Annotated in this window: 27 protein-coding genes; 10 read left to right on the top strand and 17 right to left on the bottom strand. The window is 70.9% G+C overall.

The features are described 5' to 3' along the window. Positions 1 to 39 precede the first annotated feature (39 nt). From NRK68_RS36550 to NRK68_RS36565, 4 genes are all read right to left on the bottom strand, one after another. Positions 40 to 909 (bottom strand): hypothetical protein, encoded by an 870-nt coding sequence (locus tag NRK68_RS36550; RefSeq protein ID WP_257858467.1) that lies wholly within the window; start codon positions 907 to 909, stop codon positions 40 to 42. After that, a complete protein-coding gene (locus NRK68_RS36555) occupies positions 906 to 1,739 on the bottom strand; it encodes a ParA family protein (RefSeq protein ID WP_257858468.1) in 834 nt (277 codons plus the stop codon). The genes NRK68_RS36550 and NRK68_RS36555 overlap by 4 nt, the downstream gene beginning before the upstream one ends. Before the next feature lie 709 nt (positions 1,740 to 2,448). Beyond that, positions 2,449 to 3,504, bottom strand: coding sequence for a hypothetical protein (locus NRK68_RS36560; RefSeq protein WP_257858469.1), 1,056 nt, complete (start codon positions 3,502 to 3,504; stop codon positions 2,449 to 2,451). Positions 3,505 to 3,506: 2 nt separating this feature from the next. Continuing rightward, the gene (locus NRK68_RS36565; protein ID WP_257858470.1) at positions 3,507 to 3,674 is read right to left on the bottom strand and encodes a hypothetical protein; all 168 of its coding nucleotides are present in this window, start codon (positions 3,672 to 3,674) and stop codon (positions 3,507 to 3,509) included. 572 nt (positions 3,675 to 4,246) lie between these two features. Here NRK68_RS36565 and NRK68_RS36570 point away from each other — a divergent pair. Beyond that, positions 4,247 to 4,390 (top strand): hypothetical protein, encoded by a 144-nt coding sequence (locus NRK68_RS36570; RefSeq protein WP_257858471.1) that lies wholly within the window; start codon positions 4,247 to 4,249, stop codon positions 4,388 to 4,390. A 684-nt stretch (positions 4,391 to 5,074) separates the two neighbouring features. On the opposite strand, the gene NRK68_RS36575 is transcribed toward NRK68_RS36570, so the two are convergent. Further along, positions 5,075 to 5,647, bottom strand: a complete 573-nt coding sequence (locus tag NRK68_RS36575) for a hypothetical protein (protein ID WP_257858472.1) — start codon at positions 5,645 to 5,647, stop codon at positions 5,075 to 5,077. Between the two features lie 11 nt (positions 5,648 to 5,658). Continuing rightward, positions 5,659 to 5,988, bottom strand: coding sequence for a PadR family transcriptional regulator (locus NRK68_RS36580; RefSeq protein WP_257858473.1), 330 nt, complete (start codon positions 5,986 to 5,988; stop codon positions 5,659 to 5,661). A 120-nt stretch (positions 5,989 to 6,108) separates the two neighbouring features. Here NRK68_RS36580 and NRK68_RS36585 point away from each other — a divergent pair, with 120 nt between their 5' ends. Next, positions 6,109 to 6,330: a hypothetical protein gene (locus NRK68_RS36585; protein ID WP_257858474.1), complete on the top strand. Its 222-nt coding sequence runs from the start codon at positions 6,109 to 6,111 to the stop codon at positions 6,328 to 6,330. Between the two features lie 380 nt (positions 6,331 to 6,710). Further along, positions 6,711 to 7,256, top strand: a complete 546-nt coding sequence (locus NRK68_RS36590) for a helix-turn-helix transcriptional regulator (protein ID WP_031152975.1) — start codon at positions 6,711 to 6,713, stop codon at positions 7,254 to 7,256. A gap of 60 nt (positions 7,257 to 7,316) precedes the next feature. On the opposite strand, the gene NRK68_RS36595 is transcribed toward NRK68_RS36590, so the two are convergent. The 7 genes from NRK68_RS36595 to NRK68_RS36870 form a co-directional block, all read right to left on the bottom strand. Beyond that, positions 7,317 to 8,894, bottom strand: coding sequence for a DUF2637 domain-containing protein (locus NRK68_RS36595; RefSeq protein WP_257858475.1), 1,578 nt, complete (start codon positions 8,892 to 8,894; stop codon positions 7,317 to 7,319). 435 nt (positions 8,895 to 9,329) lie between these two features. Beyond that, the gene (locus NRK68_RS36600) at positions 9,330 to 9,482 is read right to left on the bottom strand and encodes a hypothetical protein (protein ID WP_158714815.1); all 153 of its coding nucleotides are present in this window, start codon (positions 9,480 to 9,482) and stop codon (positions 9,330 to 9,332) included. Between the two features lie 136 nt (positions 9,483 to 9,618). Then, positions 9,619 to 9,798, bottom strand: coding sequence for a hypothetical protein (locus tag NRK68_RS36605; RefSeq protein WP_257858476.1), 180 nt, complete (start codon positions 9,796 to 9,798; stop codon positions 9,619 to 9,621). Positions 9,799 to 10,018: 220 nt separating this feature from the next. Beyond that, on the bottom strand, positions 10,019 to 11,167 hold the full coding sequence (locus NRK68_RS36610; protein ID WP_257858477.1) for a hypothetical protein: 1,149 nt from the start codon (positions 11,165 to 11,167) through the stop codon (positions 10,019 to 10,021). Next, entirely contained in the window at positions 11,164 to 11,622 is a 459-nt protein-coding gene (locus NRK68_RS36615) for a hypothetical protein (RefSeq protein WP_257858478.1), read from the bottom strand. The genes NRK68_RS36610 and NRK68_RS36615 overlap by 4 nt, the downstream gene beginning before the upstream one ends. Continuing rightward, entirely contained in the window at positions 11,619 to 12,200 is a 582-nt protein-coding gene (locus NRK68_RS36620) for a hypothetical protein (protein WP_257858479.1), read from the bottom strand. Before NRK68_RS36620 ends, NRK68_RS36615 begins: the two co-directional genes overlap by 4 nt. A gap of 146 nt (positions 12,201 to 12,346) precedes the next feature. Then, complete coding sequence (locus tag NRK68_RS36870; RefSeq protein WP_308296360.1) at positions 12,347 to 12,772, bottom strand: WhiB family transcriptional regulator; 426 nt, start codon at positions 12,770 to 12,772, stop codon at positions 12,347 to 12,349. Positions 12,773 to 13,215: 443 nt separating this feature from the next. Here NRK68_RS36870 and NRK68_RS36630 point away from each other — a divergent pair, with 443 nt between their 5' ends. The 7 genes from NRK68_RS36630 to NRK68_RS36660 all read left to right on the top strand — a co-directional run bounded on the left by NRK68_RS36630 (position 13,216) and on the right by NRK68_RS36660 (position 22,528). Continuing rightward, positions 13,216 to 13,971 carry a GntR family transcriptional regulator gene (locus tag NRK68_RS36630; RefSeq protein WP_257858481.1) on the top strand — a complete coding sequence of 252 codons (756 nt, stop codon included), beginning with the start codon at positions 13,216 to 13,218 and terminating at the stop codon, positions 13,969 to 13,971. A 72-nt stretch (positions 13,972 to 14,043) separates the two neighbouring features. After that, complete coding sequence (locus NRK68_RS36635; protein ID WP_257858482.1) at positions 14,044 to 14,337, top strand: helix-turn-helix domain-containing protein; 294 nt, start codon at positions 14,044 to 14,046, stop codon at positions 14,335 to 14,337. Positions 14,338 to 14,583: 246 nt separating this feature from the next. After that, positions 14,584 to 14,724 (top strand): hypothetical protein, encoded by a 141-nt coding sequence (locus NRK68_RS36640; RefSeq protein ID WP_257858483.1) that lies wholly within the window; start codon positions 14,584 to 14,586, stop codon positions 14,722 to 14,724. Then, on the top strand, positions 14,721 to 16,469 hold the full coding sequence (locus NRK68_RS36645; protein WP_257858484.1) for a hypothetical protein: 1,749 nt from the start codon (positions 14,721 to 14,723) through the stop codon (positions 16,467 to 16,469). Before NRK68_RS36640 ends, NRK68_RS36645 begins: the two co-directional genes overlap by 4 nt. Before the next feature lie 689 nt (positions 16,470 to 17,158). Continuing rightward, complete coding sequence (locus NRK68_RS36650) at positions 17,159 to 17,506, top strand: CU044_2847 family protein (RefSeq protein WP_257858485.1); 348 nt, start codon at positions 17,159 to 17,161, stop codon at positions 17,504 to 17,506. A 4-nt stretch (positions 17,507 to 17,510) separates the two neighbouring features. Then, positions 17,511 to 21,836, top strand: a complete 4,326-nt coding sequence (locus tag NRK68_RS36655) for an nSTAND1 domain-containing NTPase (RefSeq protein ID WP_257858486.1) — start codon at positions 17,511 to 17,513, stop codon at positions 21,834 to 21,836. A 500-nt stretch (positions 21,837 to 22,336) separates the two neighbouring features. After that, the gene (locus tag NRK68_RS36660) at positions 22,337 to 22,528 is read left to right on the top strand and encodes a hypothetical protein (protein WP_257858487.1); all 192 of its coding nucleotides are present in this window, start codon (positions 22,337 to 22,339) and stop codon (positions 22,526 to 22,528) included. Here the strand turns inward: NRK68_RS36660 and NRK68_RS36665 are convergent, their stop codons facing one another. The 4 genes from NRK68_RS36665 to NRK68_RS36680 all read right to left on the bottom strand — a co-directional run bounded on the left by NRK68_RS36665 (position 22,529) and on the right by NRK68_RS36680 (position 26,369). Continuing rightward, a complete protein-coding gene (locus tag NRK68_RS36665) occupies positions 22,529 to 22,900 on the bottom strand; it encodes a hypothetical protein (RefSeq protein ID WP_257858488.1) in 372 nt (123 codons plus the stop codon). It abuts the gene before it with no gap. A gap of 362 nt (positions 22,901 to 23,262) precedes the next feature. Beyond that, positions 23,263 to 23,409 carry a hypothetical protein gene (locus tag NRK68_RS36670; RefSeq protein WP_257858489.1) on the bottom strand — a complete coding sequence of 49 codons (147 nt, stop codon included), beginning with the start codon at positions 23,407 to 23,409 and terminating at the stop codon, positions 23,263 to 23,265. 351 nt (positions 23,410 to 23,760) lie between these two features. Continuing rightward, a complete protein-coding gene (locus tag NRK68_RS36675; protein WP_257858490.1) occupies positions 23,761 to 24,153 on the bottom strand; it encodes a hypothetical protein in 393 nt (130 codons plus the stop codon). A gap of 35 nt (positions 24,154 to 24,188) precedes the next feature. Beyond that, positions 24,189 to 26,369 carry a hypothetical protein gene (locus NRK68_RS36680; protein ID WP_257858491.1) on the bottom strand — a complete coding sequence of 727 codons (2,181 nt, stop codon included), beginning with the start codon at positions 26,367 to 26,369 and terminating at the stop codon, positions 24,189 to 24,191. Positions 26,370 to 26,715: the final 346 nt, after the last annotated feature.

A 26,715-nucleotide genomic window follows, 5' to 3' on the forward strand; every position in this document is an offset into this window, starting at 1 on the left:
CAAGGCGTGCGGGGGGTCTCTTGTGCTGTGACGAGGAAGTCAGGCCTCGGCGGCGATGGCCTTTTGGGCCGCCTTTTTGGCGGCTTCCACGCGCCGCTGGATCTTGGTGATCTCTGCCTCGATGGCCTCGGCCTGGTCCAGGACCGCGGCGGGGTTGTCCTGCACCAGCAGCTCAATGCGCTTCGGTGCGAGCACCTTGTAGGCGTCAGCGAAGGCCAGTCGGCCCACCGTGTCGGAGGGCGAAGCGGGCGCGCGGGGTGCCGGCTTCGGGTCAGGGGTGTCTGCGGGGGGCAGCAGCCCGAGCTCACGTGCTGCCTCTGTCAGGGAAGCGGCCGACAGCTTGCCGCTGTCCTTGGCGCCCTGGAGAACCAAGCCAGCCGCTTCCGGGTCGGCCTTGTAGATGGGGGCGAGGACGGCCGCCTGAGAGGCCACCACGGGGGTTGAGGTCTCCTCGATGAGCGGGGCCAGCGCCCGAATGTCCTTGGCCGCACCAATCAGGTCGTACACGTACTGCCGTTTGATCTCCAGAGACTCGGCGTAGTCCCCGACGGTCAGGCCGCGGTGCTCGTGTGCGCGCCTGTCGAGCAGCAGTTGCAGCAGTTCCCCCTTGAGGAGGCTGCCCCGCATCTTGGCGAGCTGGAAGCTGCGGACTTCCGTCCGGTCCGCGTCCCAGTATGCCGCTTCAAGAGTCTCGACCTGCTTGGCCTCGTCCATTCCGTCCAGGGTGGACGTCTCGAATGGGGGTGGTACCAGCGTCGACGCGACGGTGAGGGCTTCGGTCGGCTGAATCTGGTGAGGCAGGGCCGGGTCCCGGTTCGCATCCGCCGCGCGGGGAACGCGGCTTACGCGCTGGGCGGCCTCTGCCTCCAGGCTCGCAACTCCTTGGGCAAGAAGTTTGTTCTTGCTCATTCGGCCACTCCCGCGGCGGTCAGGATGCTGTCGTAGGCGGTCATGAGCGCAGTCGCCTCTTTGCCCGTCTGCGAGGTGATCGGCACCCTTGCGAAGCGGGTCTGCTGACGGATCGAGTAGCGCGGGATGGCGAGGTCGTCTCGGTAGAGCGGACCGTAGGTGTCCGCGAGGAACTTCCCGATCACGTCGCCAAGGGTGCTCTTCCCGCCGGGAACGATGCTGGGAACGATGCCGACCACCTGAAGGCCAGGGTTGTAGGTCTCCTGAACCTGGCGGATCGTGTCGAGTGCCTCGCGGGCGCCGACCCGGCCGTCCTCGTCGAGCGTGGCGGGGATGACCACGTGGGTGGCGGCGATCAGGCCCGAGACGACGAGCTTTCCGCCGGCTCGGGGCGGTAGGTCTATGACTGCAAGGTCGTCGTCCGTCACAACCCCGTCCAGGCCGCTCCGCAGCCGGAACTCAAGAGCGGTGGCCTGGTCCGTTTCGCGGTTGGCGAGCGCCCGCTCTGCGGCCAGTACGCGGACGCCCGACCAGGCTTCTGCGGCCTCCAGCATGACGTCCGCCGCCAGGCCCTTCTCGCCCTTGGGGTCGGCCGCCAGAAGGTCGTTGAGGCTGCACGGAAGGGCCTCGGTATCGAGGCCGAGTTCAGAGGTGAAGGTGCCCCGGGGGTCCAGGTCCGCCGAGTAGACGGTCCCGATCCTGCCAGCGAAGGCACGCCTGCGGGCCACTGCGGCAAGGCCGGCGGCCAGCGCGCTTTTCCCCACCCCGCCCTTCTCGCTGTACGACGCTACGCGCTTACCTGCCATGCCCGCCCTCTCCGAAAAATCCATGGTGTACGGCCCGCAGCGTAACCCTCGGCCCTACGCGAGCCACCACCGAATCCCGAGTGTCAGAATTTTCTGACACCGGTTTTTGCCCCCATCCCTCACCCAGCCGGAGGCGCCGATTCCTGAGTGTCAGAATTTTCTGACACCGGTCTTTGCCCCGGCCAGCGTCCGTGAGATGTCGGTCAGTAGGTGGCCGTTGGGGGCCGGCATCGCTAGATCCGGGTGGGGCTGCCGGGGTGCTCTGCCCAGTGACGCGGCTGCCCGTCCGGCCTGTGCCGGGCACGAAAACAGGCCCCCGGGGCCGCCCCTCGATGAGGGCGGCCCCGGGGGCCTGGTCGTGCACGGTCGGGGCTAGTTCAGGGTGTCGATCATGGAAGTCGCATCGGAGAATGCGTCCACACCGATGCCCCCTCAGAAGGTTGTTCGCGACACCGTATTCGAATGAGTTGTACGTGGATCGACGCTTGGAACCCGGCCCGTCGTCAGCCTGAGCGGTGCCAGCGCAGGACAGGGTTGCGGCAGCGAGGACAACCGCGACAAGGACACGCCTGGTGTGGTTCATGCCGAACCAGCGATCTTGGAGTGACCTCGTCACGCGTACCTCCTCTCGCACCTCTCACCGACCCATCGGCCCGTTCGGCACCATTCGAACGATCCGTCCCGCGCGCGGGACTCCCCGGCCCCGCCAGGAAGCCGGCTCGCCCCGCAGCACTCAGGCCTCCAGCCCGCCTCCGAGGGTGCCCCGGCGCGCGGGGTAGGCGACGTCCAAGGCGTGCATGAGGGCCATGTAGCGAACCAGGTCCGCAGCCCAGTCCGGCTCGGCCAGGTACTGGACTGTGTTGAGGGCGACGGCGGCCAAGCCGGGTGTCCCCTCCGGAGTCACGCCACCGACCCTGGCCCACCGCTGCCACATCACATCCCTCATCAGCAAGGCGATGATCTCCGGATCGGCCGAGGAGCGCCGCATCAGGTCATGAAGGGCGCCAGTCGCTTGCGTGCACGTGTACACGGCGTGGCACAGGTCGCGGTCGTCGGCCGTCTCGACGGTGCGCACCATGCCCGGGATGCCGTGCCCCCAGGGGGACTGTGCCAGCAGGTCAGTTCCGTCGAGTTCGGCTTGTCGGTGCTCCTCGCGCATGCGCTCGATCTTCTCGGTGTGGTTCGGCATGGCCTGCTCCAGCGCTTCCAGCAGCTCCTCGCTCCCGAGGTCGGCGGCACCGCCAAGGAGTAGCCGGGCGCCGGGGTCCATCAATGCCCGGTGGAAGACGTTCGGGAGGGCGTCCGGCAAGCGGGGCAGTTCGAGCCCGACTTCGGCAGCGTGGGCGCGCAGAGTCTCGTCCAGGTCCCGCCGCGGCAAACGGCGATTCCTGAGCATCTTCGTGGCTGCGGCTCGTCGGGCTTGGAACGCCCGGTTGGAGTTCCCGGTGGGGATCTTGTCTACGCCCGCCCGTGCCAGCGGCCGCTTCAGATGCGCGACCAGGGCCGTCCGTAGCCGCTGGGCGTTTTCGGGGGTGGCATCGGAGGCCCACAGGAACCACCCGGTCCACCCGATCCCGCGGCCCTGCCGCACGGTGAGCGCCACCATCAGGGCCCGACGCAGGATGTGCGGCTGAATGGTGAGGGAGCCGGGCTCGAACCAGGTCGAGGACTTGGGAACCCAGCCCTCCTGTTGCCAGCGCTCCACCTGCGTCGGGCTGGGCTTGCACCCGTGCTCCTTGAGGGCGCGGATCAGAGCAAGGTGGGCGGCGGTCGGCTTCGTACGGGCCATGGTCAATTCCTCCGGTCCTGGCTGCCGATGGTCAGGACGGAGTACAGGGTGACCGCAGTTCCCACCGCACTCGCCCACGCCTCGCTCTGCGCGGCTGCAACAGCGGCGGCCGCCACCAGGAGCAGCACGGACAGCCGCGGGCCGGCGCATCCGCCGGGGGTGATGTTCACGTACGTGGTCCCTTTCGTGGAGTCCTGCTGCCGGGTGTTCCCGGCAGTGCGGCCCGACCGCGTGGAGCCGGGCCGGTGCCGCACCTAAGGGGCTCACGGCGCCTGTCGCGGAGTGCAGGAAACTTCGCGGGGTTGCCGTTGGTCGTGGCGCTGCCGCTCCCCGATGTAGGCCTTTGACCAGGGGTGAAGCCGGTCATGCCGAAGGGTCCAGAAACACAAAAGAGGCCTCGGGGCCGCCCTTGGGTGAGGGCGGGCCCCGGGGCCTGGTCGTGCTGGTGGGTGGCCAGCTCTGGGGTGTGGGGCGGTGGATGACGGGGCGGTCGGCGTGGAGGTGGACCACGGCGGGGTCGAGGTCGGCGAGCACGGCCCCGAGGGCGGAGGCCACGACGTAGGAGCGATGCCGGCCTCCGACTCACCCCGGCGATGTGCAGCGGCCGGGCGCTGGGGCCGCTGCCGAACGCTCGGGCGGCCGCGACGGTGGCGGCGATCAGAGCCGGGATCCCCGGAGGCCTGAGCTCCGTCGTGATCACCTCCTGGTCCCGGCCGGTCATCTCCCGCATGGTGGGGTCCACGTGCGGGTCGCGGACGTGGGCGCGGAGCTCAAGGGTGAGATACGCGTCCGGGGCGACCCCGCCGGGCTGTGGCCGTACCCGAAACACGTGATCGTGACGGCGGGGACGGGGAGCTGGTCGGTGCCGGTCTTCTGCTGCTCCTAGTCGTGGTCGGGAACGGTCAGCGCTGGATGTTGATCGGTCGATGTCGACGCCCACGCCGCCGCGGGCGCCCCACCGGCCGCCCTGCCCGCCAGTTCCGGTCACGTTGACCGTGACAGGTGCCAGCACGGGCACGGCCGGGGCCTGCCCTCCGGAGACGCTGGACAGGGCTCCGGTGACCCGGAGGACCACCCACCCGACGGCGGCGCTCTCGAGGAACCCGGCCGCCCCGATCGCAAGTTCGGCGACGGCGAGGGCGGCAGGTCAGGGCGCAGATGCTCCCGACGACGGTGACGGCGGCCCGCTCGAACGGGGCAGCTCTCAGCGGACGGGGACGGCCTCGGGGGCGGCGGGCACGATGACGGGCGGCGTGGCCGGCACGTACGCGGCGCCCCATGAGCCGTCGTGAGCTGGACCAGGGCGCGACGCTCGGCGGGACGACGCGGGGAGCAGCACCGTGTGCTCGGCGACGTCGTACGGTCAGGGCTGGTGGACGAGCGGTGTAACGGGAGCTGGATGCCGACCAACACGGCCGGCAGCGTCGGCTCGTCCGCTCACGCCTACAGATCCCCGCGTGCCCGCACGCCTACGGTGTACAGGCACACGTGGCGGTACCTGGGGTGAACGGGATGTCACGACATGGGCAACCCCCGGACGCCGAAGCGTCTGGGGGTCGGTGTGGCTAGATTAGGCGGCCTTTCGGCCGAAGATCCGATTGAGCGCCAAGAGCATGCCCATCTTCGGCGCCGAGAGCAGCAGGTGGAGCGCGAACACCGCTGCTTCATGCGGACTCAGCTGCGCTACCTCGTTGACCCACTCCTGCCGGTATCGTTCACGCTGTCCCGGCGGTACGAACAGGAGCGCCAGCGCGACGCGTCGCTCGGTCTCACGGACCTCCTTGCGGGCACGCCGGTCTGCTGCCTCAGCTGCGGCTGGCGCCACTACCACCTCGCCAGCCTTGTCGGGGAGTGCAGCGCTCAGGCCCGCCCGGCGCGCGGCGGCGCGTGCGTCCGAAGCGAGCGCCTCCTTCATGGCCCTCTCGGCGCCGGCGAAATCGCCTTCAGCCCTCAGTTCTGCCGCTCGGGCCCACCAAATGTCCGCGTGGTTGCCCCGCTGCGGCTCTTGGGACTTGCGCAGACGCACATGGCCTCTGACTGAGGTGCGCTTCCGGTAGCGCTTCTTACGCCCCGTCCGTGTCAGGTTGGACAGCATGATCAGTAACAGCAGGATGACACCGACGACACCGGCGAAGTCGTTCATGACCCTCTCGATCACGCAGTGCCGCCTTGGGGGCGGGCGGACAAGAACGTACGACGCTTACGACTACTCGCCCTGGCCATCGCCGCGGTGGCCGCCTCGGCACCGCGCTCGCTCAGCCGGTAGTACCGACGTTGCGGGCGGCCCTCCTCCTGCGGGTCGATGTCCTCCCAGCGGCTCTCCAGCCAACCGCACTGTTCCAGGCGGATCAGAATCGGGTAGATCGTGCCGCCGGGAAGTTCGGCGGCATCGGCGATTTGCAGTCCGTAGTGCTCGTCAGCAGGTTTGGCCAAGAACGCGGAGAGCACGGCCCGCGTGGCCAGTGTCATTCTCGGCTCACCCATACCCGCACCCTACTACCTAGATAGAGATAGACATAGCTCCCTAGGTAGAGTAAGACTATGGTCGTCCCGTTGGAAGGCCGTGCTCCCGCCAAGGAGGCCGGCTCGCGAGATCGGCATGTCATGACCACTTGGGCGCTCATAGCCCTGTTGTGCGCCACCGGACTTCTTCTGGCGCTCCTGGCCGGAGCCGTATCCGCCGCGCTCCCCCATACATCTGCGCCCCATTGGACCGATCGGCTCCGCCGCGGCACCGCGGCCTTCGGTCTCACCCTGACCCTCTACATCGCCCTCGTGGGCATGGTTGTGGGCTTGCTCGCCCTCCTTGAGATGCCCAGCACCTGACGAGGGGCTGATCTGAGGGGCAAGACCAACCCGACAGCAGGAGGCCCCCGCACGCTGTGCGGGGGCCTCCTGCTGTCGGTGAGTGTCAGGATTGGCCGTCGACAGTCCGACGGGGTGCCTTCTTCTGCTGATTCCACCCGCCGTTGAACCTTGGCGATCTCCGTTCTCGATGGCTTCGGATGCAGGGCAGCACCGGGGGCTGCCCTGTACCAGCTGCTCGATGCGCTTCGGCGCGAGCCCTCGCATAGGCATCATCGAAGGCCAGCCGACTGCTGACACCCGGGGCCAAGAAGGACCGCCCCGGTTCGGTAGAACAAGGGTGAGTCCGCGGGAGGGTGGGTCGGCCACCGCTCCATCTCAGCGGCAGGGAGGATGGACCCATGACGCGTCCGATGCTGACCCAGCGGGAGGCGGCGGCCGCGTGCGGCGTCAGCCGTTCCACCATCCGCCGCCGGCGTGAGGCCGGCGAGCTGCCCGGCTCCGTCGAGGACCCCGTACGGGGATGGATGATCCCCGTGGATGCGCTGTTGGCGGCGGGGTTCCGGCTGAATGCTCCGGCCCCGCCCGACGACATCAGCCCGGCGCCTGAGGCTGGATCCGGCGCGGTGCCTGGCGGGGGCCAGGACGCTGCCGCGCTGCGGGCGGAGCTGGATCGGGTTCGTGCAGAGCACGCCCTGGCGCTGGCCGAGGCGCAGTTCGAGCAGCGTCTCGCCGCGGCTGAGGTCGGGCATCTGCGGGCGCAGCTCGCCGAGCGCGGGGAGCGGATCGCCGATCTGCAGCGGGCGGTGGCGGCGTTGACCCCGGCTCCGGCGCGGGATGTTCTCGCTCCGGGGGCGGAGGGGATGGGTGTGCCCGAGCAGGGTGGGCCGGAGCTGGCTCGGGAGGAGCCCGGGGGGCGCCGGCCGTGGTGGGGCGGGCGTCCCTGAGCCTGGGCGGCGGGCGGCATCCCCTGTTGCAGGTGCCGCCCGCCTTCGTGTTCGCGGTGCTCAGGCCCGGGCGGCTTCCCAGGCGCCGTCCAGTGCGGTCTCAAGGCCGTTCGGCCGGTAGCCGGCCTCCAGCAGGACTGCTGCCGATTTGCGGATGTCTCCGGCGGCGGTCTGCTTGACGCCGAGGACTTCCATCACCGTGCTGAGCGGGACCGCCTCGATGTGCTGCTCCGCCGCCTCCGGGCGGGCGCCGGCTGCCAGCAGCATGCGGGCCACCTGGCGCTCGGAGCGCTCGCGCGGGGTCAGCCGGGCGTAGTCCTCGGCCTGCTGGATCCTCGCCTCGGTCATGGCCGCCGCGTACCGGAGGTCTGCGGCCTCCTTCTCGGCCTGCGCGGCAGCCGCCAGCTCCTGCTTGCGGCTGGCCTCCATGCGGTCCGCCAACAGCGCCTCCTGAGCTTGCCGGCGCCGCTCGGCCTCCGCGTCCGCGTCCGCCTTCACCTTCGCCGCGCGGTGCCGCTCCGCCTCCGCCTCGGCCCGCTCCGCCTCCGCGAGATCTTCGGCCGCCTTGCGGCGCGCGGCCGCCGCCCGCTCCGACTCCAGCGCCTCCGTCTCCGCGAGGGATTGGCGCTCCGCCGCCGTGCGGCGGTGCTCCGCCGCGACCTTCGCGGCCGCGGCCTGCGACTCCGCCGCCGCGCGGGCCGCCTCCGCCTCCGCGGCCGCGGTGCCCTTGCGCGCCGCCTGCTCGTACGTGGCGACCTCGATGTCGGCGTCGTCCGCGAGCTCCCGGAGCCGGTCGGCCTTGGCCCGCTCGCGCTGCCGCTCCGCCTCGCCGCGCTGGCGCTCCGCCTCGGCGCGGGCCCGCTCCGCCGCCTCGGCCTTCCACTTCGCCGGGAGGGCCAGTGCCTCCTCCACGGTGAAGCCCTGGCCGGCCATCGTGAGGGGCAGCTTCTGCTCCTCGGTGGCCTTGGACAGGTCCCCGCCGAGTTCCTGCTTGAGCCAGACCTTGTAGCCCTCCAGCGCCCTCTTGCGCTCCACCATCTCCGGGTAGGAGCGGACGTTGGCCAGGCGCATCTCCCGGTACAGGCGCGGGGTCTTCAGCGGGGAGAGCGCCCACCGGTGCAGGGGGATGCGGTCGATGGCCGTGCCGTCCTCCAGCTGGGTGGCGTGCACGATCAGCCGCCGTGCGGCCTCGACGCCGACCACGAAGAGCACGGGCATCAGGCCGTGCCAGAACACCCGCACGGGGGCGGGCAGCGCCTCTGCTGCCGTCTCGGTGGCTGTGGCGACGGCCGCGCCGGCGGCAGCGTTGATGATGACGGTGGCCGCGGTCATGCCGTGTGCGGCGAACCGCAGGAGCGGCCAGGGGGTCCGACGGCGGGTCATGTAGAGGTCCAGGGCCAGGAATCCCACGATGGCGCCGTCCAGGCCGATCGGGATCCACGGGGCCAGCCAGTCGGCGAACCCTGCCGCTGCGGCCTTCTCCGCGACCGTGGTGTAGGAGGCGGCGAAGCCGATCAGGGCGACGGGGATCATGCCGATCAGGGCGGCCGCAGCAAGGACCCGGGAGACCCGTTTCCCGGCCTGGGGGGTGGCCACCGCGGCCGGGGCCACGAGACCGGCGGCCGGGGCCGTGACCACCCCTTGGCCACGCTCCCCCGGCCACCCCTGGCCGCCCAGTTCCTGCGCGGCCGGAGCGCCGTTTCGTCGAGCCGGAATACCCGGCCGTGGCCCCGGAGCGACCTCGGCCGTAACCGGAACGGCCGGGGCCACGGCCTCCCCCTGGCCTACTGCCTGGCCTACCGTCAGCGTCTCGTTCATCCCGGCAGTCTCCACCCTCCCCTCCGGCGCCGGAACACCGCCCCGCCTAAACGGAGCATCGGCCTGTGCGGCCGGAGCGAACGGCACGGGCGGCCGGGTCAGATCGTGCAGCGTGTGGTGCGTCGTCACGGGAACCTCCGGAGCAGGGACTTGGGGCGGGCCGGGAGATGTCTCCCGGCCCGCCGGATCGAGCGGCCGCGGTGGCCTGCCCCTCCCAGGAGGGGTGCTCTTCCGTGGCGTGCAGGGGGTGGCCGGTCAGCGGCCGAGGTGCGCGGCGATCTGTGCGTTCAGTGCGGCGGCGGCCTCCGAGGCGTTCCGTATGGCCGCCGCCGCGGCCTCGGCGGCTTCCGCCTGCTGGCGCTGCCGCTCCAGCGCGGCCTGGTACTCGGCGTTCTGCGCTTCGCTCATCGGGCACCCCCAACGTGCAGGGAGAGGACGGCGGTCAGGCGGGCGGTCCAGCCGCCGCACGCCGTGCACCGGTAGGTGCCACGGGCCCGGTCCTGCTTCATCCGCCGGCCGTGGCAGCGCGGCGCGGTCGCCCGGCTCACCGCCGACCCCACCGGCGGCCGCCGCTGCTGTCCTTGTCCTGGCCGGGTTCCGGCTTGGCCTCGGCCTTGAACCAGCCGCCGCGCGAGGGCTGGTACTCGGTGCCGTGGCGCCCGTGGTCGGTGTCGCGCTGGCTCTGGGCCAGCTCGTCCTGGGAGATCGTCCGGCGAAATGCCATGATGGAACTCCTGTTCCGTGAGGAATGGGTGTCCCCGGGGCGGCCGCCCGACTGCCAAGAAAGTCGGCCGCCTCGGGGTGTCTTGTTTCTGGTGCACCCGACCCCTGCTCGGAGGGGCCGGGAACTTGCGTCCGACGGCCGATAGCGGGGCCGTCAGGGGGTCCGTAAGGGGCCGTTAGGCGCCCGATAGAACCGCAGGTCAAACCGCCGATAGGCCGGTCTAACGGGCTTCCTGGACGGGGCCCGGGGAGAGGGCCGGGGAAGGGGCCTGCTCGGGGTCCTGACCACCCCCGAGAATCAGCCGCAGGGCGGCCGTCGCCGGGGCCGGCACAGGCACCGCGGCCGGGGGCTGCGCGGGGGTGGTGGCGGCCGCCACGACGGGCCCCTCCCCGACCGCCGGACCCGGCATCGCGGGGGCCTCGGCCGGGGCCTCCCCCACGGGCCGTTCGGGGGTCTCGGAGCGGGCCCGCAGCAGGGCCGTGGGGGTCATGCCGAGGGCCTCCGTCGCGGCGTCCACGCGCACCCCGACACGGGTTGTGGGGCGGCCCTCGATCCGCATGCCCAACTTGTCGACGGTGGGCAGGCCGCAGGACTCCACCCAGGCCCGAAAGTCGGCGACCTCGGTCCCCTCCGCGAGCAGCCCGCGCGTCACCGCGGAGGCCAGCAGCATGTCCAGGTGCACCCCGGTCCGTTTGGTGGCCTCGGCGTCGGACAGGGCCGTGACCACGTGCCAGAGCAGCGCCGTACCGCGGTCGGGTCCGGCCGCCTCTGCAGCCTGGTCCTCGGCGCCCTCGAGGTTCTCGGGTTCCTCCTCGACGGCCAGGACGTCGTTCTGCTCCTGGCCGTCGTCCGCGGCCGGGGCCGGCACGGGGGCGAGCATCCAGGCCGCGGTCATCCAGGCCAGCCCCCCGGCGACGCAGAACCACATCCCGTAGGGGGCCAGCCGCTCCTGGACCGACAGCCACGCCAGCCGGCCGACGCTCGCGATGCCGCCGCAGGCCACCAGACCGCCGAACCCAAGGATCGCCAGCGCCTCCAGAGCCCCCCGGCGCACCGGGGCGACGGGCGGCGCGGCCACCGCGCCGAGGTCGAGTTCGCCAGGGTCCTCCCCGCCGGCCTCGGCCGCCTCGGCGGCCTTCCGGCGGGCCTGGTGCACCTTCTTCGCCTTGGTCTTCGCGCTCCGGTCGGCCTGCTCCTGCCGGGCGGCGGTGGCGGCCGCGTCCACGGCCGCCGCCTCCCACACCCAGCGCGCCACGACGGGCAGGCAGCGGCAGATGCGTCCGGCGAGGACCATCGACCCCGAGCACAGGGCAGTCAGCGCGGCGCCCGTCCCCCGGGTGACCTCTCGAACCTGTCCGGTGGTACTCACATCGCCCCCAGGGAGGCGCCGATCTTGAGCACGAACATGGAGCACAGGCCCCACAGGCCGCCCGCCATCCCGTACGTGACTCCGGCCGAGATCCCCAGGAGTCCGGGGGCCACCGTCTTCTTCCAGTCCGGCAGGAAGGTCAGGGCGGACAGGGACAGGGCGACGGCGCCCAGCCCGATGTCACCGAAGATGCCGCCCTGCACGACGCTGGCCGGGATCTCGCTGACGCCCTTGGCGAGGTCGGACCACAGGCCGCCGGCCGCGACGGCGAGCGTGCCGAACACGATCCCGAGGCCGCCGGACTTGTCTCGGTCCATCTTCACGCGCTTCGCGCCCCGCCAGCCCAGGACGAGCACCAGGCCGGTGCACAGGGTCAGGCCGGAGACTCCGACAGTGCCCAGGATCGGCCCGGCGGCGAGAACGGTGTCCGTCGCGATGTTCTGAGGGGTGGTCACGACAGGGCTCCCGGGGCGTAGAGGGCGGCAGACAGCACGACGGTGGCGAGCGGGATGCGCGCGGCCCAGCGGACCAGGAGCGGGCGCGTCAGGAAGCGGCGGTCCACCAGCCACCACAGGGCGACCGCCGAGCCGCCCGCCAGGACGGCGGGGGCGACCATGCCGGGCCACGGAGCGGCCTCGGCGTACAAGGCTGTCAGGAGCGGGCCGGTGCCTTGCCCCCACATCGCGGCGCTCAGGGCGCCTACCGGGGAGGCGAGTCGGCCGACCAGGCCGCCGACCCCCCGGAAGAACCGGCCCAGCTGCCAGCCGGCGACCGCGGTCCCGCCGGTCAGGACGAGGACCGACAGCGGGACGGCGTTTACGGAGGCCTGCGCGAGGTAGACGCCGCCGCCCAGCGGATCGGCTGCGGCGGCGGAGAGGACCGAGTAGCCCACCGCCCCCGCCGTGGCGTTGAAGAAGCCCCACCGGATCCGGGGGTTGATCCCGTCGAAGAGTCCGGGAGCCGGCTCCGCCTCCGGAGCCTCCTCCTCGGTGGCCTCCACGATGAGGTGGGTGTGGGTCTCGGTCACCGTCACGTGGACGATTTGTGGACCTGGGCCCTGGGGCTGGTGCCACCAGTCCGGCATCGGCGGCGTGGCGGGAGGAGCGCCCGGCGGCGGGGGCGAGCCCCCGTTCCCGGCGCCCGGGGCCAAGACCGCCGTCGGTTCGATCGGCTCGGCGCTCACTCGGCCGCCCCGTTCTTCGGCCGCCGACCGAACACCCGGAGGTAAAGCGCCCGGCGATCCCCCTGCCTCAGCCCTGCCCGCACCCCGAGGATCTTCGAGGGGGTCGAGGAGTCATTCAGGTCCCGCTCCAAGCACCAGGCCAGCACCGGGCACCGGCCGCAGATCGCCAGCGCCCTCCGCTCCGCCCCCGAGGGCACAGCCCCGCCGGTCGTCATCTCCCACGGCTCCGGGAAGAACGTCCGCGGGTCCTCACCCACGCAGGCCGCCGTCCCATCCCGCTCCTGGCGAACCGCCGGCGCCGGAGCCAGGTCCGGGTACGCCCACAGCCGGTCCAGCCAGTCAGCCGACCGCGCCGCGGCCCACCCCGGCGGAAGCGGGGGCACCCCGCCCGCCCGGCTCACAGCGCCACTCCCAGCGCACACAAGCCCGCACGAACACGCAGCTCGTCCCCGCCCAGACCCAGCGTCTCCGGCGCCGTCGAAGGCAGTTCAGCCTGTCCGGCGGTGCAGTGCCGGGACGGTAAAACCGTCCGCGTCCGCACCACCGCGGGGCACGAGCCCCGCCCGGGACGCCACCAGCGCCCCATCTCTGCAACCATCACGAGAGTCGGTCCCCTCATCCACACACATATGGGCTGGTCCGACCGCGGGCGGGGCTGCAACCCACGCCTGCCGCCCGGCCCGTGTTGTGAGCACGGGCCGGGCGTCTGTTCGCGAGTCGGTCGTACCCAGGCAGGGGTCTAACCAGGACGGATAGCTTCGACCGCCACCAGTTATTGCCTAGGCATTAAAGAGAATGCCCGGACGTCCTGGTGTTGTCAATAACGACTAGGCGATAAAGTGAAGCCAGCTACAGGAGGTGAAACATGACCAGTTCCGGAGACCTCTCCGCAGAGCTGCGCCAGCGCATCACGGCAGGGGAGCTCGCTGTTGGCAGCAAGTTGCCCACGAATGCCCAGCTCATGGCCAAGCACGGCGTCTCGAAGGCGACGGTCACCAAAGCCATTGCCACGCTGGCGGACGAGGGGCTGGTCTACTCGTCCAAGCGGGCCGGCACGATCGTCCGGTCCACAAGCCCCATCGCGTTGCCGCTGAGCAGATACGGCCAAGTACTCGCACCCGGCGGAGCCAAGGGTCCATGGGAGACGGCCACCGCAGCTCTCGGCCTGGACGGACACATGAAGTTCGTTTCGGTCGAGCGCGTCCGTGCGGACTCCAGCCTGGCCGTGCTCCTAGACCTGCGCGAGGGCGATGAGCTGGTCTACCGCGTTCGCCAGGCAGTGATCATGCCCAGTGACGTCGTCCAGCTGCAGCATTCTTGGTATCCAGCCTCCATCGCCGAAGCGGCTGGACTCGACCGGGACGGAAAAGTCGTCGGCGGCGTCTACGGAGCTCTCACCAGCGCGGGCCACCAACCCACCAGAGCTAGCGAGACTGTGAGCGCTCGAATGCCGACAGAGGACGAAGCCGCACAACTGCGCGTCGGCGGCCGCGTCTGGGTCATCGCCATCGAGCGACTTACCCGCGATGCGCAGGGCCGCGCCCTCGAAGTGATGCGGGCTGTTGCCCCAGCAGACCGGCTCCAGCTCACCTACGACGACTTGCCCTTGTTGGAAGGCTGATTTAGCGGGCGACACGCCGGAGCGAACGAGAAGACAGAGCAACGATCTTCCGGGTATCTTTCACATCTCTAGATGTTGGAGGTGAAGGTGACAGCCACTCATGACCCCGTGTCATCCGTGGACGTGCTACTGCATGGCCAAACGCCACTCTTGCCCCCTGTCTTCCGGGGGCCGCTCCGACGTGCTGCGGGACTGACCCAACGCCAGGTTGCGCAAGCTGTCGGTGTTCAGCCTCTCCAGATTCTCCGGTGGGAAGCAGGCGAAGCCGAGCCACGACCTGGCGAGCGCCGAGTCGCATATAGCCGCCTGCTCCAAGGGCTAGCCCAGCAGCACCCTTACGTCATCACCTCAACCGCAGTGCCGTAGCAAACGCTGAAGGCCGTCCCTGCGCCAACAGGAACGGCCTTCATACAGCTCGACTCGTCCAGCCTCCACAGCTCCGAGTCGTGTCCGGTGAGGTGACCTCGCCGGGGGTGATGCCCGTGGGCCCGCAGGCCCTCGTGGTCACCGATACCCCAGGATAAGCGGCTCCTCACTCGGAGGCCACCATTCCGGGGCCCTGTCTGGTCACATTGCCGTTCGCGACTCCCCTCTCAGGGGAGAAATTGTCCCGTGTCTGACCTGCACTTCCTCCAGGCCAGCTGCACACCAGGGTGCCACCGCCTCGCCCTGGTGCCCGCATCGCTGACGGTCACCGTCCTGACCCGCACCGCCGCCGGCGCTGGCCTGCTGAGTGCCGGGGGTGCCCGATGAGCGAGGCACACGGCGCCGAACAGCTTGCTGAACTGCACGGCCCTGATCACAACCCGTTCTATGGGACGTACGTCCGCGACTGGATCGCGCTGTGCGACGACCTGCGGGACGCCGATGTGCGCGGGTACCTGATCCTGCGCTCCCTGGTGTTCGAGGGGAAGGGCGTCAAGAACCGCGTCCGTGTGCTGACCCTCGCTGAGCTGTGCCAGCTCATCCCCGGCCCGAACGGCAAGCCTTCGAGTCTCAGCCGAATCCGGGAGCTGCTGCGGTGCCTGTCGGCGGTCGGGCTGATCACCACCCCGGAAGGCGGTCCCGTCACCACCTCCTCCGGCGGGAAGGCCCAGGGCCGCCCACTGCGAATCAAGATCCACGACCAGCCCGCGACCGCCTTCAAGCCCCGGTGGCCCAACACGGAGGAGAAGCTCGCTTCCATCCGTCCGAAGGCCGAGCAGGCTGCCCGCGAGGCCGCCGAGCGGGACGCCTCCCGGGCAGCCGCCAAGGCTGCTGGTCAGAATTCTGACCAGCAGGGCGCTGGTCGGAATTCTGACCAGGCTGGTCGGAATTCTGACCAGGCTGGTCGGAATTCCGACCACGACTCTGGTGATGACCTGGGGGAACGGGCGCCGCAGTGCTGTTCTTGTGCTTCCCCTTCTTCTACTTCTGGACAACCGGGGGGGTCGGCCGGAGGCCACAGTGCGGGTGGTTTGGCGCGTGCGGACGAGGACGACGGCGCGGCGCCTGAAAGTCCGAACGCTGCGGGCGGCTCCGCCGCCGACTCCTCCGAGTCAGCCGCAACGAAGAAGGGGGAGGAGTCCGGCGCTCCAGCGGCGAAGCCGAAGAAGCCAGCAAGGAAGGGGCCCCTTCAGGTCTCGGAGCTGAAGCCCGTTACCGGCGAGGACGAGGTGTACGCGATGCTGGACGACCTCGGAGTGCTGAGGGCCCCGGCCGCCCGCATCTCCACCCTGCGCCGCGCCGTGCGGGAGTTCCTGGGGCACTACGCCGACGCTCGGTCGGGACCGTTCGCGATGTACCCGCGCCGCCCCGAGCACGCCGCGCTCCGGCTGAGCATCGGGTGGCACCAGGCCGGAGGCCCGCTGCGTTCAAGCGCTGGTTACACGGGTGGGGACCGGATCGCCCGGCCGGTCGGATACCTTGCCGCGCTGCTCACAACCCACGAGTGCGACCACCCGGCCTGTGAGGCTGGAGTGCTCCTCGACACCCGGGAGGAGTGCAACACCTGCCAGTACCGGGCCGCAGAGCGGATCGCCCAGGCGAAGGCCGTGCAGCTGCTCGCCGAACATCAGGTTCGCGCTGCGGCTGCGGCAGAGCTCCGGGCACGGCAACTGGCGGACGAGCGGGAGCACGCACACGGGGAGGCCCTGGAGGAGGACGCCCGCCGCGAGGAGGCCGCTGCCCGCCTGCGAGCCAGGGCGGCCGCCGCGGCCGCCGCGGCTGAGGAAACTGCCCGCCTCCGCGCCGAACTCGCCGAACAGTTCGCCGAGCTGGACGCCGCCGCGGCCCGGCCGGTTGTTCCTGCCCCGCTCCGCCCCGCCCACGACGAGGACCCCGTGGAGGCCGAAGCCTTCCCGGACGAGGAGGCCCCGGAGGAGGACCCGTTCGCCCCCAATCACTTCGAGGACGCGCCCGTTTCTGAAGGTGCCGTGCCGGAGCAGTCGGCGGGCCCGTGGTCGCTGTCGAGCCCGAACGCTCTGTACGAGGCGGCGAAGGCGGCCCTGGCTTCGTAGATTCCGTTCAGGATGTCGACGACCGCGGGTGCCGGTTCAGGTGCCTGGTGGCCCTATGTCTGTGGACGCCCGTAGGCGGCCCTACGTGCCCCGTACGACGATCAACGCCACCACCTGAGCCCCCAGCGCCGCGCGACCGCCCGTCAGGCCAGTACGCTGCCTTACAGGGCCGCGTACTGGCCGAGGGGCTTCTGGTTGGGGGCTGCCCAGCTGACCTGCGCGAGGCGCGCCATGTGGAGGGGAAGCCGGCGTGTGCACCCCCGTTGGCTACCGCCGCATGGTCTTCGCCGCCCACTCCTGACCACCGCGCTCACCGGACAGGTCCCGGCTGGACCACGGATTTCACCGACAGTCGCCCGCTCCCGCTCCACCATCGCCCCGGGCGCGGCCGCGCTGGGCGGGCAGGCAGGCCGGCGCCCTCGCCCGTCGTCAGCAGACTGCGTTGGATGTTGGGAAGGTCTAACTGCCCGGGCCAGGAGTAGAGCGCAGCACCCCGGATGGCGCTGACGGACTCGCCGCGGGCGAATGCGTGGAGTTCGGCGGCTGAGGGGGTTCCGATGGGTACAGCAACCGCATGGTGCGCGCGTATGTTCGGAGGCGTGTGGCTTAATCCCGGATGCGCTCCCCGGCGGGGCGGACGAGGCTGATGGGGACCCCATCGTGGGCCTTTCCACGTCGCAGGAGGAGCCGTGGCACCTCTGGCCCGGATTCCGCTGGACGGCGGGGGCTTCGTGCTGATCGAGGCCCCGGCCGCCCCGGACGGACCTGTCAAGGCCGGTCGCGTCAGCGACGCCATTCGCGATCTGCCGGGGAGCCTCGAAGACGCCCTCGAACCGGTCACCCAGGCCGCGCACGTCGCACTCGAACAACTGCGCAAGGCGGGGCCCGACGAGATCACCGTCGAGTTCGGAGTCGACCTCGCGGTCGAGGCCGGGGCCGTGATCACCAAAACGGGCGCCCACTGCCATCTGAAGGTGACGGTCAGATGGGAGCAGGCCGGGTCCGTCCGGCGCGGCCCGGGTGAGAGAGAGGGCTGATCCGGTGGAAGCCGAAGCCGACCGTACGTCGAGCCTGCCCCTGGCCGTCGCGCAGATCCTCGGCCCGGACGGGGAGGTCGCGGGGGCCGGCTTCCTTGTCGCCGCGGACCTCCTGGTCACCTGCGCGCATGTGGTCCGGGCCGCAGGAGGCGGCCCCGGCGACAGCGTGACGCTCGTCTTCCCACATACGGCAGGCGCTACTCGGTCCGAGGGCCGGGTCATGGCGGAAGCGTGGCGTGAGCCGGGAGAGAACGACGTGGCCCTCCTCCAGCTTCCCGCCGTACCGCCGGGGACGGCCCCGCTCGCGCTGGGCTCCGCGGCAGGGTCCCAGGGCCATCAGGTGCGCTCGTTCGGATTCCCCGCCCAGGCCCCGCGGGAGGGGCACTTCGGCTTCGGCGTGTCCGGTGGACTGCTGCCCGCCACCGCGCGCAGGGGTGCGCATCTTCAGCTGACCGGGGCGAACGACCTCACCACAGGGTTCAGCGGCGGACCGGTCCTGGACGAGGTGACCGGCCTGGTCATCGGCATGCTCACCGAGATCACCGCTCCCGACGAGCACGAACGGGGGCAGGGCATCGCCTACGTCACGCCCACCCAGGTGCTGCGGGAGACCTGGCCGGAACTCGCGGAGCGGGAGGTGTGCCCGTACCGGGGGCTGGAGCCGTTCACGGCGGAGTACGCCCAGTGGTTCGAGGGGCGGCAGGACGCGGTGGAGCAGGTGCTCGCGCACCTGGGCCGGCAGCACGGCCTGACCCTGCTGCTCGGACCATCCGGTTCGGGCAAATCGTCGCTGATCCAGGCGGGTGTGCTGCGGGCGCTGGCCGATGGCGCGCTGGCGGGCAGCGACCATTGGCTGCCTGTCCTCGTCCGGCCTCGGCAGGACCTGCCGGCAGAGCTGGAACGCGCCGGCCTGGCCGGGGCCGCCACCGACGGGATCGCCGCGGCTGTCAGCCGCCGACTCGCGGCCGAGCCCGGCCGTCAGCGCGTCGTGCTGGTCATCGACCAGTTCGAAGAGCTCCTCACCCAGTCGGCTACCCGCCTTGGCGTCGCGGACCAGATCACCGCGGCGGTCACCTCGAACACCGAGCTCCACGTGATCCTGATCATGCGTGACGATTTCTACCCACGGCTGGCCGCCTCGGCCCCGGGACTGCTGGAAGCCGCCATGCCGGGACTTCTCAACGTACCGGGCACTTTGAGCAGACAGGACCTGCACGACATCATCACCCTGCCCGCCCAGGACGTAGGACTCCACTTCCAGGCCGGGCTGCCCGAGCAGATCATCTCCGACGTCCTTGCCACCACCCCCGATGGGGCATCGGCCCGCCAGGCGCCCGTCACCGTGCTCCCGCTGGTGGAGCTCACGCTCAGTCAGCTGTGGCAGCGGCGCGCGGACGGGTACCTCACGCACGACGCCTACCAGCGGATCGGAGCGGTGGCAGGAAGCCTGACCACCTGGTGCGACACTGCCCTCGGCCAACTGTCCCCCGAGCAGCGGCCCATCGCGCAGCGCGTCCTGACCTCCCTGGTACGACCCGCCGACAGGGCCCGCAACGTTCCCGCGATCCGCGCGCAGATCCCGCTTGACGAACTCCGCGACCTGGCATCCGACCCCGATGACACCTCCGACGGCGTGGGGGCCGCCGACGGCAGGGGGATGGTCGACGCCGTCATCGCCACCCTCACGCAGCACCGCATCATGACTACCCAAACGCTCCGGGCGCCCGAGTATCCCGACGCGCACCGCGACGCGCACGACGCGCCGCCCGGCCGCCCGGTGGCCGAGCTGATCCATGACGCTCTCATCCGTGACTGGGGCGCGCTGCGCGACTGGGTCGGCCAAGACCACCGGTTCCAGCAGTGGCTCGACCGTACCCGCGAACGCAGGTCCCGCTACGCCGAGGGAAACGACCCGGGAGACCTGCTCAGCGGAACCGCCCTCGCCGAAGGCATGGAATGGTCGAATCAGCGACGCCTCCCGGCAGACATCGCGGTCTACCTCACGGCGAGCAGACAACGCCAGCAGGCTGGGATCCGGCGCAGCAGACGCCTCAACACCATCCTGGCCAGCTTGCTCGTTGTCGCCGTCCTGGCGGGAGGGTTCGCATTCCTGCAGCGCCGGACCGCCCTAGCCCAGCAGCGACAGGCCCTGTCCAGGCAACTCGCCGCGGAGTCCGGCACGCTCATCCACACCAACCCGGAACTCGCCTCCCTGCTCGCCGTCCAGGCATACCACACCGACGACACCCCAGAGTCCGCAGCCGCCCTGCACACCGTCGCAGCGCTCCCCCTGCACCGACGACTCTCCAAACACACCAGCACCGTCGCATCGGTGGCGTTCAGCCCTGACGGCCGCACCCTTGCTACCGCCAGCGCCGACAAGACCGCCCGCCTCTGGGATCTGGCCGCAGGCCGGACACGTGCCGTGCTGCGCGGGCACACCGACGAGGTGTGGGCGGTGGCGTACAGTCCCGACGGTCGCACCCTGCTCACCGGCAGCACCGACGGAACCGCCCGGTTGTGGGACACGGCCACCGGCGCGACGCGGACCATCCTGCGCGGGCACACCGGTCCCGTGTGGGCGGTGGCGTTCAGCCCTGACGGCCGGACCCTTGCCACGGCGAGCGACGACAAGACAGCCCGCCTGTGGGACGTCACCGCGGGTACGGAGCGCACCGTGCTGCGCGGACACACCGACGAGCTGTGGGGGGTGGCGTTCAGCCCTGACGGCCGGACCCTTGCCACGGCGAGCGACGACAAGACAGCCCGCCTGTGGGACGTCACCGCGGGTACGGAGCGCACCGTGCTGCGCGGACACACCGACGAGGTGAACGCAGTGGCCTTCGGTCCCGATGGTCGCACCCTCGTCACCGGCAGCACGGACAGGACCGCTCGGCTGTGGGACGTCGAGTCCGGGGCGCCCCGCACCACTCTGAGCGGCCACACCGCGCCCGTGTACGCGGTGGCGTTCAGCCCTGACGGCCGTACGGTCGCCACCGGCAGCGTCGACAAGACCGCTCGGCTGTGGGACGTGGCAGCAGGCATCACACGCAGCACCCTGAGCGGGCACACCGACGAAGTGGATTCGCTCGCGTTCAGCCCCGACGGCCGCACGCTCGCGACCAGCGGGACTGACAAAACCGTGCGCCTGTGGGAGGTGGCCGCGAGTCGGACGCGCAGAACGCTGAGCGGCCACACCGACGAGGTGAACGCGGTGGCCTTCAGCCCCGACGGCCGTACGCTTGCCACGGCCGCCGACGACAAGACCGTGCGCCTGTGGGACGTCACCACGGGTAGGGAGCGCATCGTGCTGCGCGGGCACACGGCGCCGGTGTGGTCGATCGCGTTCAGCCCTGACGGGCGCACCCTCGCCACCAGCAGCGACGACAAGACAGCCCGCCTGTGGGACGTGACAACGGGTAGGGAGCGCATCGTGCTGCGCGGGCACACCGGCGAGATGAACGGGGTGGCGTTCAGCCCCGATGGACGTACGGTCGCCACCAGCAGCGACGACAAGACAGCCCGCCTGTGGGACGTCACCACGGGGAGGGAGCGCACCGTGCTGCGCGGGCACGACGACAACGTGTACGCGGTCGCGTTCAGCCCCGATGGACGTACGGTCGCCACCAGCAGCCCCGACAAGACAGCCCGCCTGTGGGACGTCACCACGGGGAGGGAGCGCACCGTGCTGCGCGGGCACACCGCTCCGGTGTGGTCGGTGGCGTTTAGCCCCGACGGGCGCACCCTCGCCACCGGCAGCGACGACAGCACCGCGCGCCTGTGGGACGTCCGGGAGGGCAGAACGCGCAGCACGCTGACCGGTCACACCGACGAAATCAACGCCGTCGCGTTCAGCCCCGACGGGCGTACGGTCGCCACCGGCAGCGACGACTACACCGCGCGCCTGTGGGACGTGGGTGAAGGCGCCACGCGCATCACTCTGACCGGTCACACCGACGAGGTGTGGTCGGTGGCGTTCAGCCCCGACGGCCGCACCCTCGCCACGGGCAGCGACGACAAGACCGCGAGGCTCTGGAACGTGGTGCTGCCCGAACCCACCGCGGAGATCGAGAGGATCTGCCGGGCCGTCGACCGCGACCTCACCCCGGAGGAATTGGCTGCGTACCTGCCGGACCGGCCGGCCCGCTCGGCATGCCCTCAGGCAGGGCCCCTTCCGACGCCGGGCGGCGCGGCGCCTGAAAGTCCGACCACTGCGGGCGGCTCCGCCGCCGACCGGCGCCGCGGCGGCGAAGCCCGGACCGGGCGTTCTGAGCGGGTCGGCCCGGTTAGGGTCGGCAGCAGCCCGGGCCGATATGGCGTGCGTGGGTGAGGTCCGGTGCCCGGGATACCGGGGGCAGTACCACCGGGCCGCCCTCATACCCGAAATTCAGGCCGTCAGTGGCGGGTGGGGCCTTCACCGAGTGTGCGGCGGCCGGGTACGGACTGGGGTTCGGGCGCGGACTCTGCCGGGGGAGCCGGCTCGGTGCCCTCGGCGGCGAGGCGGGCCCTGCGGGATTCGGTGGAGGCAGCGGAGGCGCGGGGGCCTGTGCCCAAGACGCGTCGAGTGTTCACCAGGACAGTGTCCTGCGCGGGACTCAGGGGCAGTTGGCCGGGGGCCCGCCTCGCGCGCGGCCGTGCCCAGTGCTGGTCACCGCGCCCGCGGTGAGTGGTGAGTGCGCTGACTCACTCTGCGCGGGGGTGCGGGTGGGGTGGTGAAGGGGCCGACGGATTGAAGAATGCCTAGGCGTGTGTGTTTTGTACTGCGGCTTGTACCAGGGGGTCATCTCTGCGGGGGCGAACCTTTTCGGGTGCACGCCTGTTAGGTACAACATGATCAAGACTCAACGCACCTTCATGTCCCTTGCCCTCGCTGGCGTGGCTGTTCTCGCGGCCGCTACGGCTGCCACCGCCGATCCGGCGCCGCCTACGGTTAAGAAGATCAACCCAGCGGTGGTCATGCCCTACTGGGACTGGACTCAGGACTACGACGCACCTGTCGATTCGATCTTGCCCGGCGAGTAGTCAGCTGCCCTTGGTGTCGGTGTCGACGTCCTTCGGCTTCACGAGCTGCGAGACGCCCATTAGCGCCACGCCGATCAGCAGGGCCGTCCACGCGCGCTGGGTCAGCCCGTAGGCCGCGACGACGAAGCCGATCCCCAGCAGCACTGTGTGCGCGGGCGGGCCGTCCCGCTCCGGCGTCGGCTCCTCGGTCGGCGCCCGCAGCGCCTCGATCTCCGCGACGATCTGCTCGATGCGCTCCGACGCGTAACGGTGGCCGGAGCTGCCCGGCACGTCCTGGAGGTTGGAGAGCATCGCCGAGAACCTGTCCAGTTCGGTCTCCAGCTCGGCGATCCGCTTCGCGGCCAGCGCGGCTTTCACGTCGTCCTCGGGCACGTCGTCCTCCCCCTGTGCTGTCGCATCGACAGCAGCCGGACAAGCGTAGGGCTGCCTGCCGCGCCGAGGAGGCGCCTCGTCGGAACCGGGTGGCGGGACACTCCGTGGTGGGACGGAAGGCGCCCCGCTCCCGTCCGTTGGTCGTGACCGGGCTGCGCGCGGCCAAGCCGCGGCGATAGCGCCAGAGGTGTGGTCGTTTCGTCGTGCGGCTGCAACCGGTCTCATGTGCACGCGCGTGCTCATGCACGGGTGCACGGGTTGGTGGTCGGCCGCCGGGTCGTGATGCATAGGTGTGCGGGATTCGGTCGGCGGCGGCCGGGCTCGCGCTGATGGCGCGGCCCGGCTATCGCCGTCTTGCCGTGCTACAGCTTCAGGAACAGGTACAACGCGCCGAACGCGGCCAAGGCGAGGGTCAGCGCAGGGATCAGGGCCGGGTAGGCGACAGCGACGAAGCCAACAAGGGACGCCCCGATGAGCGCGGTGGCGATGGTGGTGCGGTCAGTGGACACAGGTGCCTCCATGGGCGTAGACGGGGCGCCTGACCCGGACGGGGCGGACGCCAGGAGGACAGTGCGGGAGCGGCGATCTAGCCGCGCAAGTCCTCACCCCTTCGGGCTCGGGTGCAACCGGACAGCAGGCGCCCTGGAACCTATGCCGGAGCAGACGGGATTCCCCTTGCTCTGGGTTACGCCTTGCTCTGGGTTATGGGGGATTCCGTCTGGAGTCATCACCAGGCGGGCCGCGGCGGTCGGCGTCGCGTTCGCCGTCCGCCGGCAGCTGACCGTAGCCCGGCAACGGGTCTGCTCGTGAACGACAAACGCCCCGCCCGGATCACCGAGCGGGGCCCACGAGTGTGCAGGTCAGGGCCTGTCCTCGGCGTCGAGGATGTCGAGTGCGCGCGGGACGCCGTCCCCGCTGCTCCAACTGGGGTGCGGGAAGGCGGGAGGGGCTTCCTCCGTCCACGCGCCGGCGCCGGGTGGTACGGCTGCGGGGTCCTCGCCGGCTGCGAGCGCGTCGAGCTGGGCGGTGATGGTGTCCAGGTCCAGGAGGCCGGCGGCGTAGGCCTCGAGGAACAGTCCGACGGCGTGGGAGATCGAGACCTCGTCCTGACCAGCGCGTTTCTTGCCCGCGTCCCATACGGTCCCGGACACGTTCACCGTCCTGACGACCTTCTCGTCGGTGAGTTTCCGTTCGGTGGGCCGGCCGGTCCCGGCGGGATACGTCTTGGGGACCTGGCGGGGTGCGGTGGCCATGGGGGCGTCGCCTCTCGTCTCGGGCGCGGACCGTATCAGGACCGCGCCCCCACCCTACCCCTTAACTTATATAACTTCTCGGTTTTGACGTCCTTCGGGAATGCAGGGCGAGGTCGGGTGGCCAGGGCCAGCGCCAGGGCGGCGACGCTTCCACCCCTGCCGAGGTGCTCCACGCAACCGAACATGGATGGAGCGAACGAACTTCTATAACTTCTCGGTTTTTTCGGGACTCGCCGCAGGAGCGGGGGCCTGGCCAGTGCCTCGGCCTCGGCGGCGGCGTGCTCGCACGCGTCCGCCAGGAGGGCCGCGCGGTGGGCGAGTTCCGCCGCGCGGCGGGCCGGGAGGGCCGCGCCCGCCTCGGCGGCGTCGCTCGCCTCCCACCCAATGCGCATCCACAGCTCCTGAGCCACCGCGCCGCGGCGCAGAGCGGTCCGGGCCAGGTCCCGGATCCGGGGGAGGACCGGCGCGGCCCACCCGGGGGTGGTGGTCTCGGGGGTGTCGGTCCACCGGACGGCCGGCCCCTCAAGCGAGGCTCGCGCGGCCTGAACGGCCCGTCCGGCGCGCACGGCACGCAACGCGTGCGTGTCCGCTACGTCCTTCCACTCGGCGACGCTCCGGCCCTGGTGACGGTCCGGGACCGTCACAGGCGCGATGCCGACCGCGTACCGGGCCGCGGGTACCGCGGTGGGACGGTGGGCGGCGGCCGCGGCGCGCTCGGCCCGGACACGCTGGAGAGTCTCGGCCGCGCGCTGGTCCGCGCACCGTACGAGGTGGGCGGCCGCGGAATCCTGGTCCGCATGCTCGGCCGGCCGAGCATCCCGTCCGGGGGTGATCGCGTACCAGTGACGCCCCGACTCCCGGACGCGGCCGGCCACGTGTCCGTCGACATGCACGATGCGGCCGCCAAGTTCACCTGTGGGCAGACCGAAGCTGTATCGGTCGCTCGCCCCGGACGTCGTGGCCACGGCGGCCGGAGCGTCCAGCACGGACTCCTCCGCACGCACCGCCTCCTCCGCAGCGTGGTCCGCGGCCGCGGCCGCAACCATGGCGTGTGCGGTGTGCAGCCGCTCCAAAGCCTCGCGCATCGCGGTCTCTCCGCCGTAGCGCTGCGCGGAGACGTGCAGGGCCTGCGCGGTCGCCAGCTGGCCGCGCGCGGCCTCCAGCCGCACCTCGGCCTGCTGCACCCGGTCAACCGGCCCCGTGACCGCCCACGCGTGGACGGGGTCCGCGGCGTGGCCGGTGGTGTGCAGCCACGCGACGTACGCCGCGGCGAAGTCGTCACCCGTCCAGTTCTTCTCCGCCCACCCCTCGAACGCGTGCGAGATCGTACGGCCCTCCCGCTCGCGCGCCTCCGCCCACTCCTCGGCACCGCGCAGCACCCGGTGCTGACGGTTGTCCTCGATGCAGTCCGCGGCGTACTGCCGCTCCTCGGCATCCATGGCGAGCACGGGCAGCGCGCTGACCGGAACTCCTGCGCGCTGCGCAGCGTGTTCGGCGCACATGAGCCGGCCGTCCCGACGGGTGCCTACCAGGTACAGGCGGACCCCGTACGCGTCACAGAAGCCGTTGAAGCCGTCCGCCACCGGGACGCAGCAGTCGCCGACGTCGACCGGTTCCGGCATCCCCGGGATGACCGCCGTACGGACCGCGGCGGGGATCACGTCCGCCAGGGTGAGCTCCACCTGCCCCTCGACGGGCTCCACCCGGAGGCTGTACTGGCCACCGGTACCGCCGTCCTCGCCCCACCCCGCAAGCTCGTAGTTCCGGGTCACCTCCGAGCCCCACCCACACCGCACATCGAACGTGGCCGGGCAGTAAGCGTGTTCGATGCACACCCGCGGGTTGTCGACCTCCTCAGGGTCCTCGCACCCGCACTCGCCGTACTCGAACGGGTCCGTGACCTCGGCCTCCGTCACCAGCGTCGTCACGGCCTTGAGCTGCATGTCCTCCAGCCGCACGCCGTCCTGCACGCCCCGGGACTCCTTGGCCACGTACCGGAATCCCTTGGGACCGCGCTCCCAGTACAGGAGCAGGGACACCTCCCCTGCGGTGGTGTACGCCTCCAGCCCAACGACCCATGCGTCCGCGGTCCGGCCCTTCGAGCCGGCCGCGCCGAACACGGCGGAGGCCTGCCAGTCGTTCTCCTCGGCCGTGCGGATCAGCCGCTCGGCACTGCTGGGGATGACCGCCGCCGTACCGGACGTCAGAGCAGACATTCGAACCTCCAAGGGATCGGACCGGGCGGCCTGTTCGGCCGGCCCGTTGAGAACAACCCTAGCTGAAGTTATATAACTTCGAGGGGCTCGAAGCCCCCAATTCACCCGTTTGAGCTTTTGGTATATGGGCGGTTTTGGCGGGGGTTGAGGGGTTGTGTTTTTGGTATTCGTTCAGGGGTGGTTGCGGTTGTTGTATGTGTGCTTGGTCGTTTGGGTGGGTCGGGAATTGGTGGTTTCCCTTTTGTTGGCGATCTTTCTGGTGTAGACCACTCGCTGATGTCGCTCCGGTGTCGTTGTTACGTTCTGGAGTAGATGCAGAGTAAATCTCTCTCAACAACATCAACGG

Origin of the sequence: Streptomyces yangpuensis, assembly GCF_024666385.1 — a bacterium.
Classification (GTDB): domain Bacteria; phylum Actinomycetota; class Actinomycetes; order Streptomycetales; family Streptomycetaceae; genus Streptomyces; species Streptomyces yangpuensis.

Excerpts from the sequence above, each read along its gene's own strand:
- NRK68_RS36630 (WP_257858481.1), top strand. The coding sequence starts at position 13,216 with ATGACCAGTTCCGGAGACCTCTCCGCAGAGCTGCGCCAGCGCATCACG.
- NRK68_RS36580 (WP_257858473.1), bottom strand. The coding sequence starts at position 5,988 with ATGGGTGAGCCGAGAATGACACTGGCCACGCGGGCCGTGCTCTCCGCG.
- NRK68_RS36680 (WP_257858491.1), bottom strand. The coding sequence starts at position 26,369 with ATGTCTGCTCTGACGTCCGGTACGGCGGCGGTCATCCCCAGCAGTGCC.
- NRK68_RS36585 (WP_257858474.1), top strand. The coding sequence starts at position 6,109 with ATGACCACTTGGGCGCTCATAGCCCTGTTGTGCGCCACCGGACTTCTT.
- NRK68_RS36560 (WP_257858469.1), bottom strand. The coding sequence starts at position 3,504 with ATGGCCCGTACGAAGCCGACCGCCGCCCACCTTGCTCTGATCCGCGCC.
- NRK68_RS36590 (WP_031152975.1), top strand. The coding sequence starts at position 6,711 with ATGACGCGTCCGATGCTGACCCAGCGGGAGGCGGCGGCCGCGTGCGGC.
- NRK68_RS36660 (WP_257858487.1), top strand. The coding sequence starts at position 22,337 with ATGATCAAGACTCAACGCACCTTCATGTCCCTTGCCCTCGCTGGCGTG.
- NRK68_RS36645 (WP_257858484.1), top strand. The coding sequence starts at position 14,721 with ATGAGCGAGGCACACGGCGCCGAACAGCTTGCTGAACTGCACGGCCCT.
- NRK68_RS36575 (WP_257858472.1), bottom strand. The coding sequence starts at position 5,647 with ATGAACGACTTCGCCGGTGTCGTCGGTGTCATCCTGCTGTTACTGATC.
- NRK68_RS36550 (WP_257858467.1), bottom strand. The coding sequence starts at position 909 with ATGAGCAAGAACAAACTTCTTGCCCAAGGAGTTGCGAGCCTGGAGGCA.
- NRK68_RS36675 (WP_257858490.1), bottom strand. The coding sequence starts at position 24,153 with ATGGCCACCGCACCCCGCCAGGTCCCCAAGACGTATCCCGCCGGGACC.
- NRK68_RS36635 (WP_257858482.1), top strand. The coding sequence starts at position 14,044 with ATGTTGGAGGTGAAGGTGACAGCCACTCATGACCCCGTGTCATCCGTG.
- NRK68_RS36555 (WP_257858468.1), bottom strand. The coding sequence starts at position 1,739 with ATGGATTTTTCGGAGAGGGCGGGCATGGCAGGTAAGCGCGTAGCGTCG.
- NRK68_RS36605 (WP_257858476.1), bottom strand. The coding sequence starts at position 9,798 with ATGGCATTTCGCCGGACGATCTCCCAGGACGAGCTGGCCCAGAGCCAG.
- NRK68_RS36600 (WP_158714815.1), bottom strand. The coding sequence starts at position 9,482 with ATGAGCGAAGCGCAGAACGCCGAGTACCAGGCCGCGCTGGAGCGGCAG.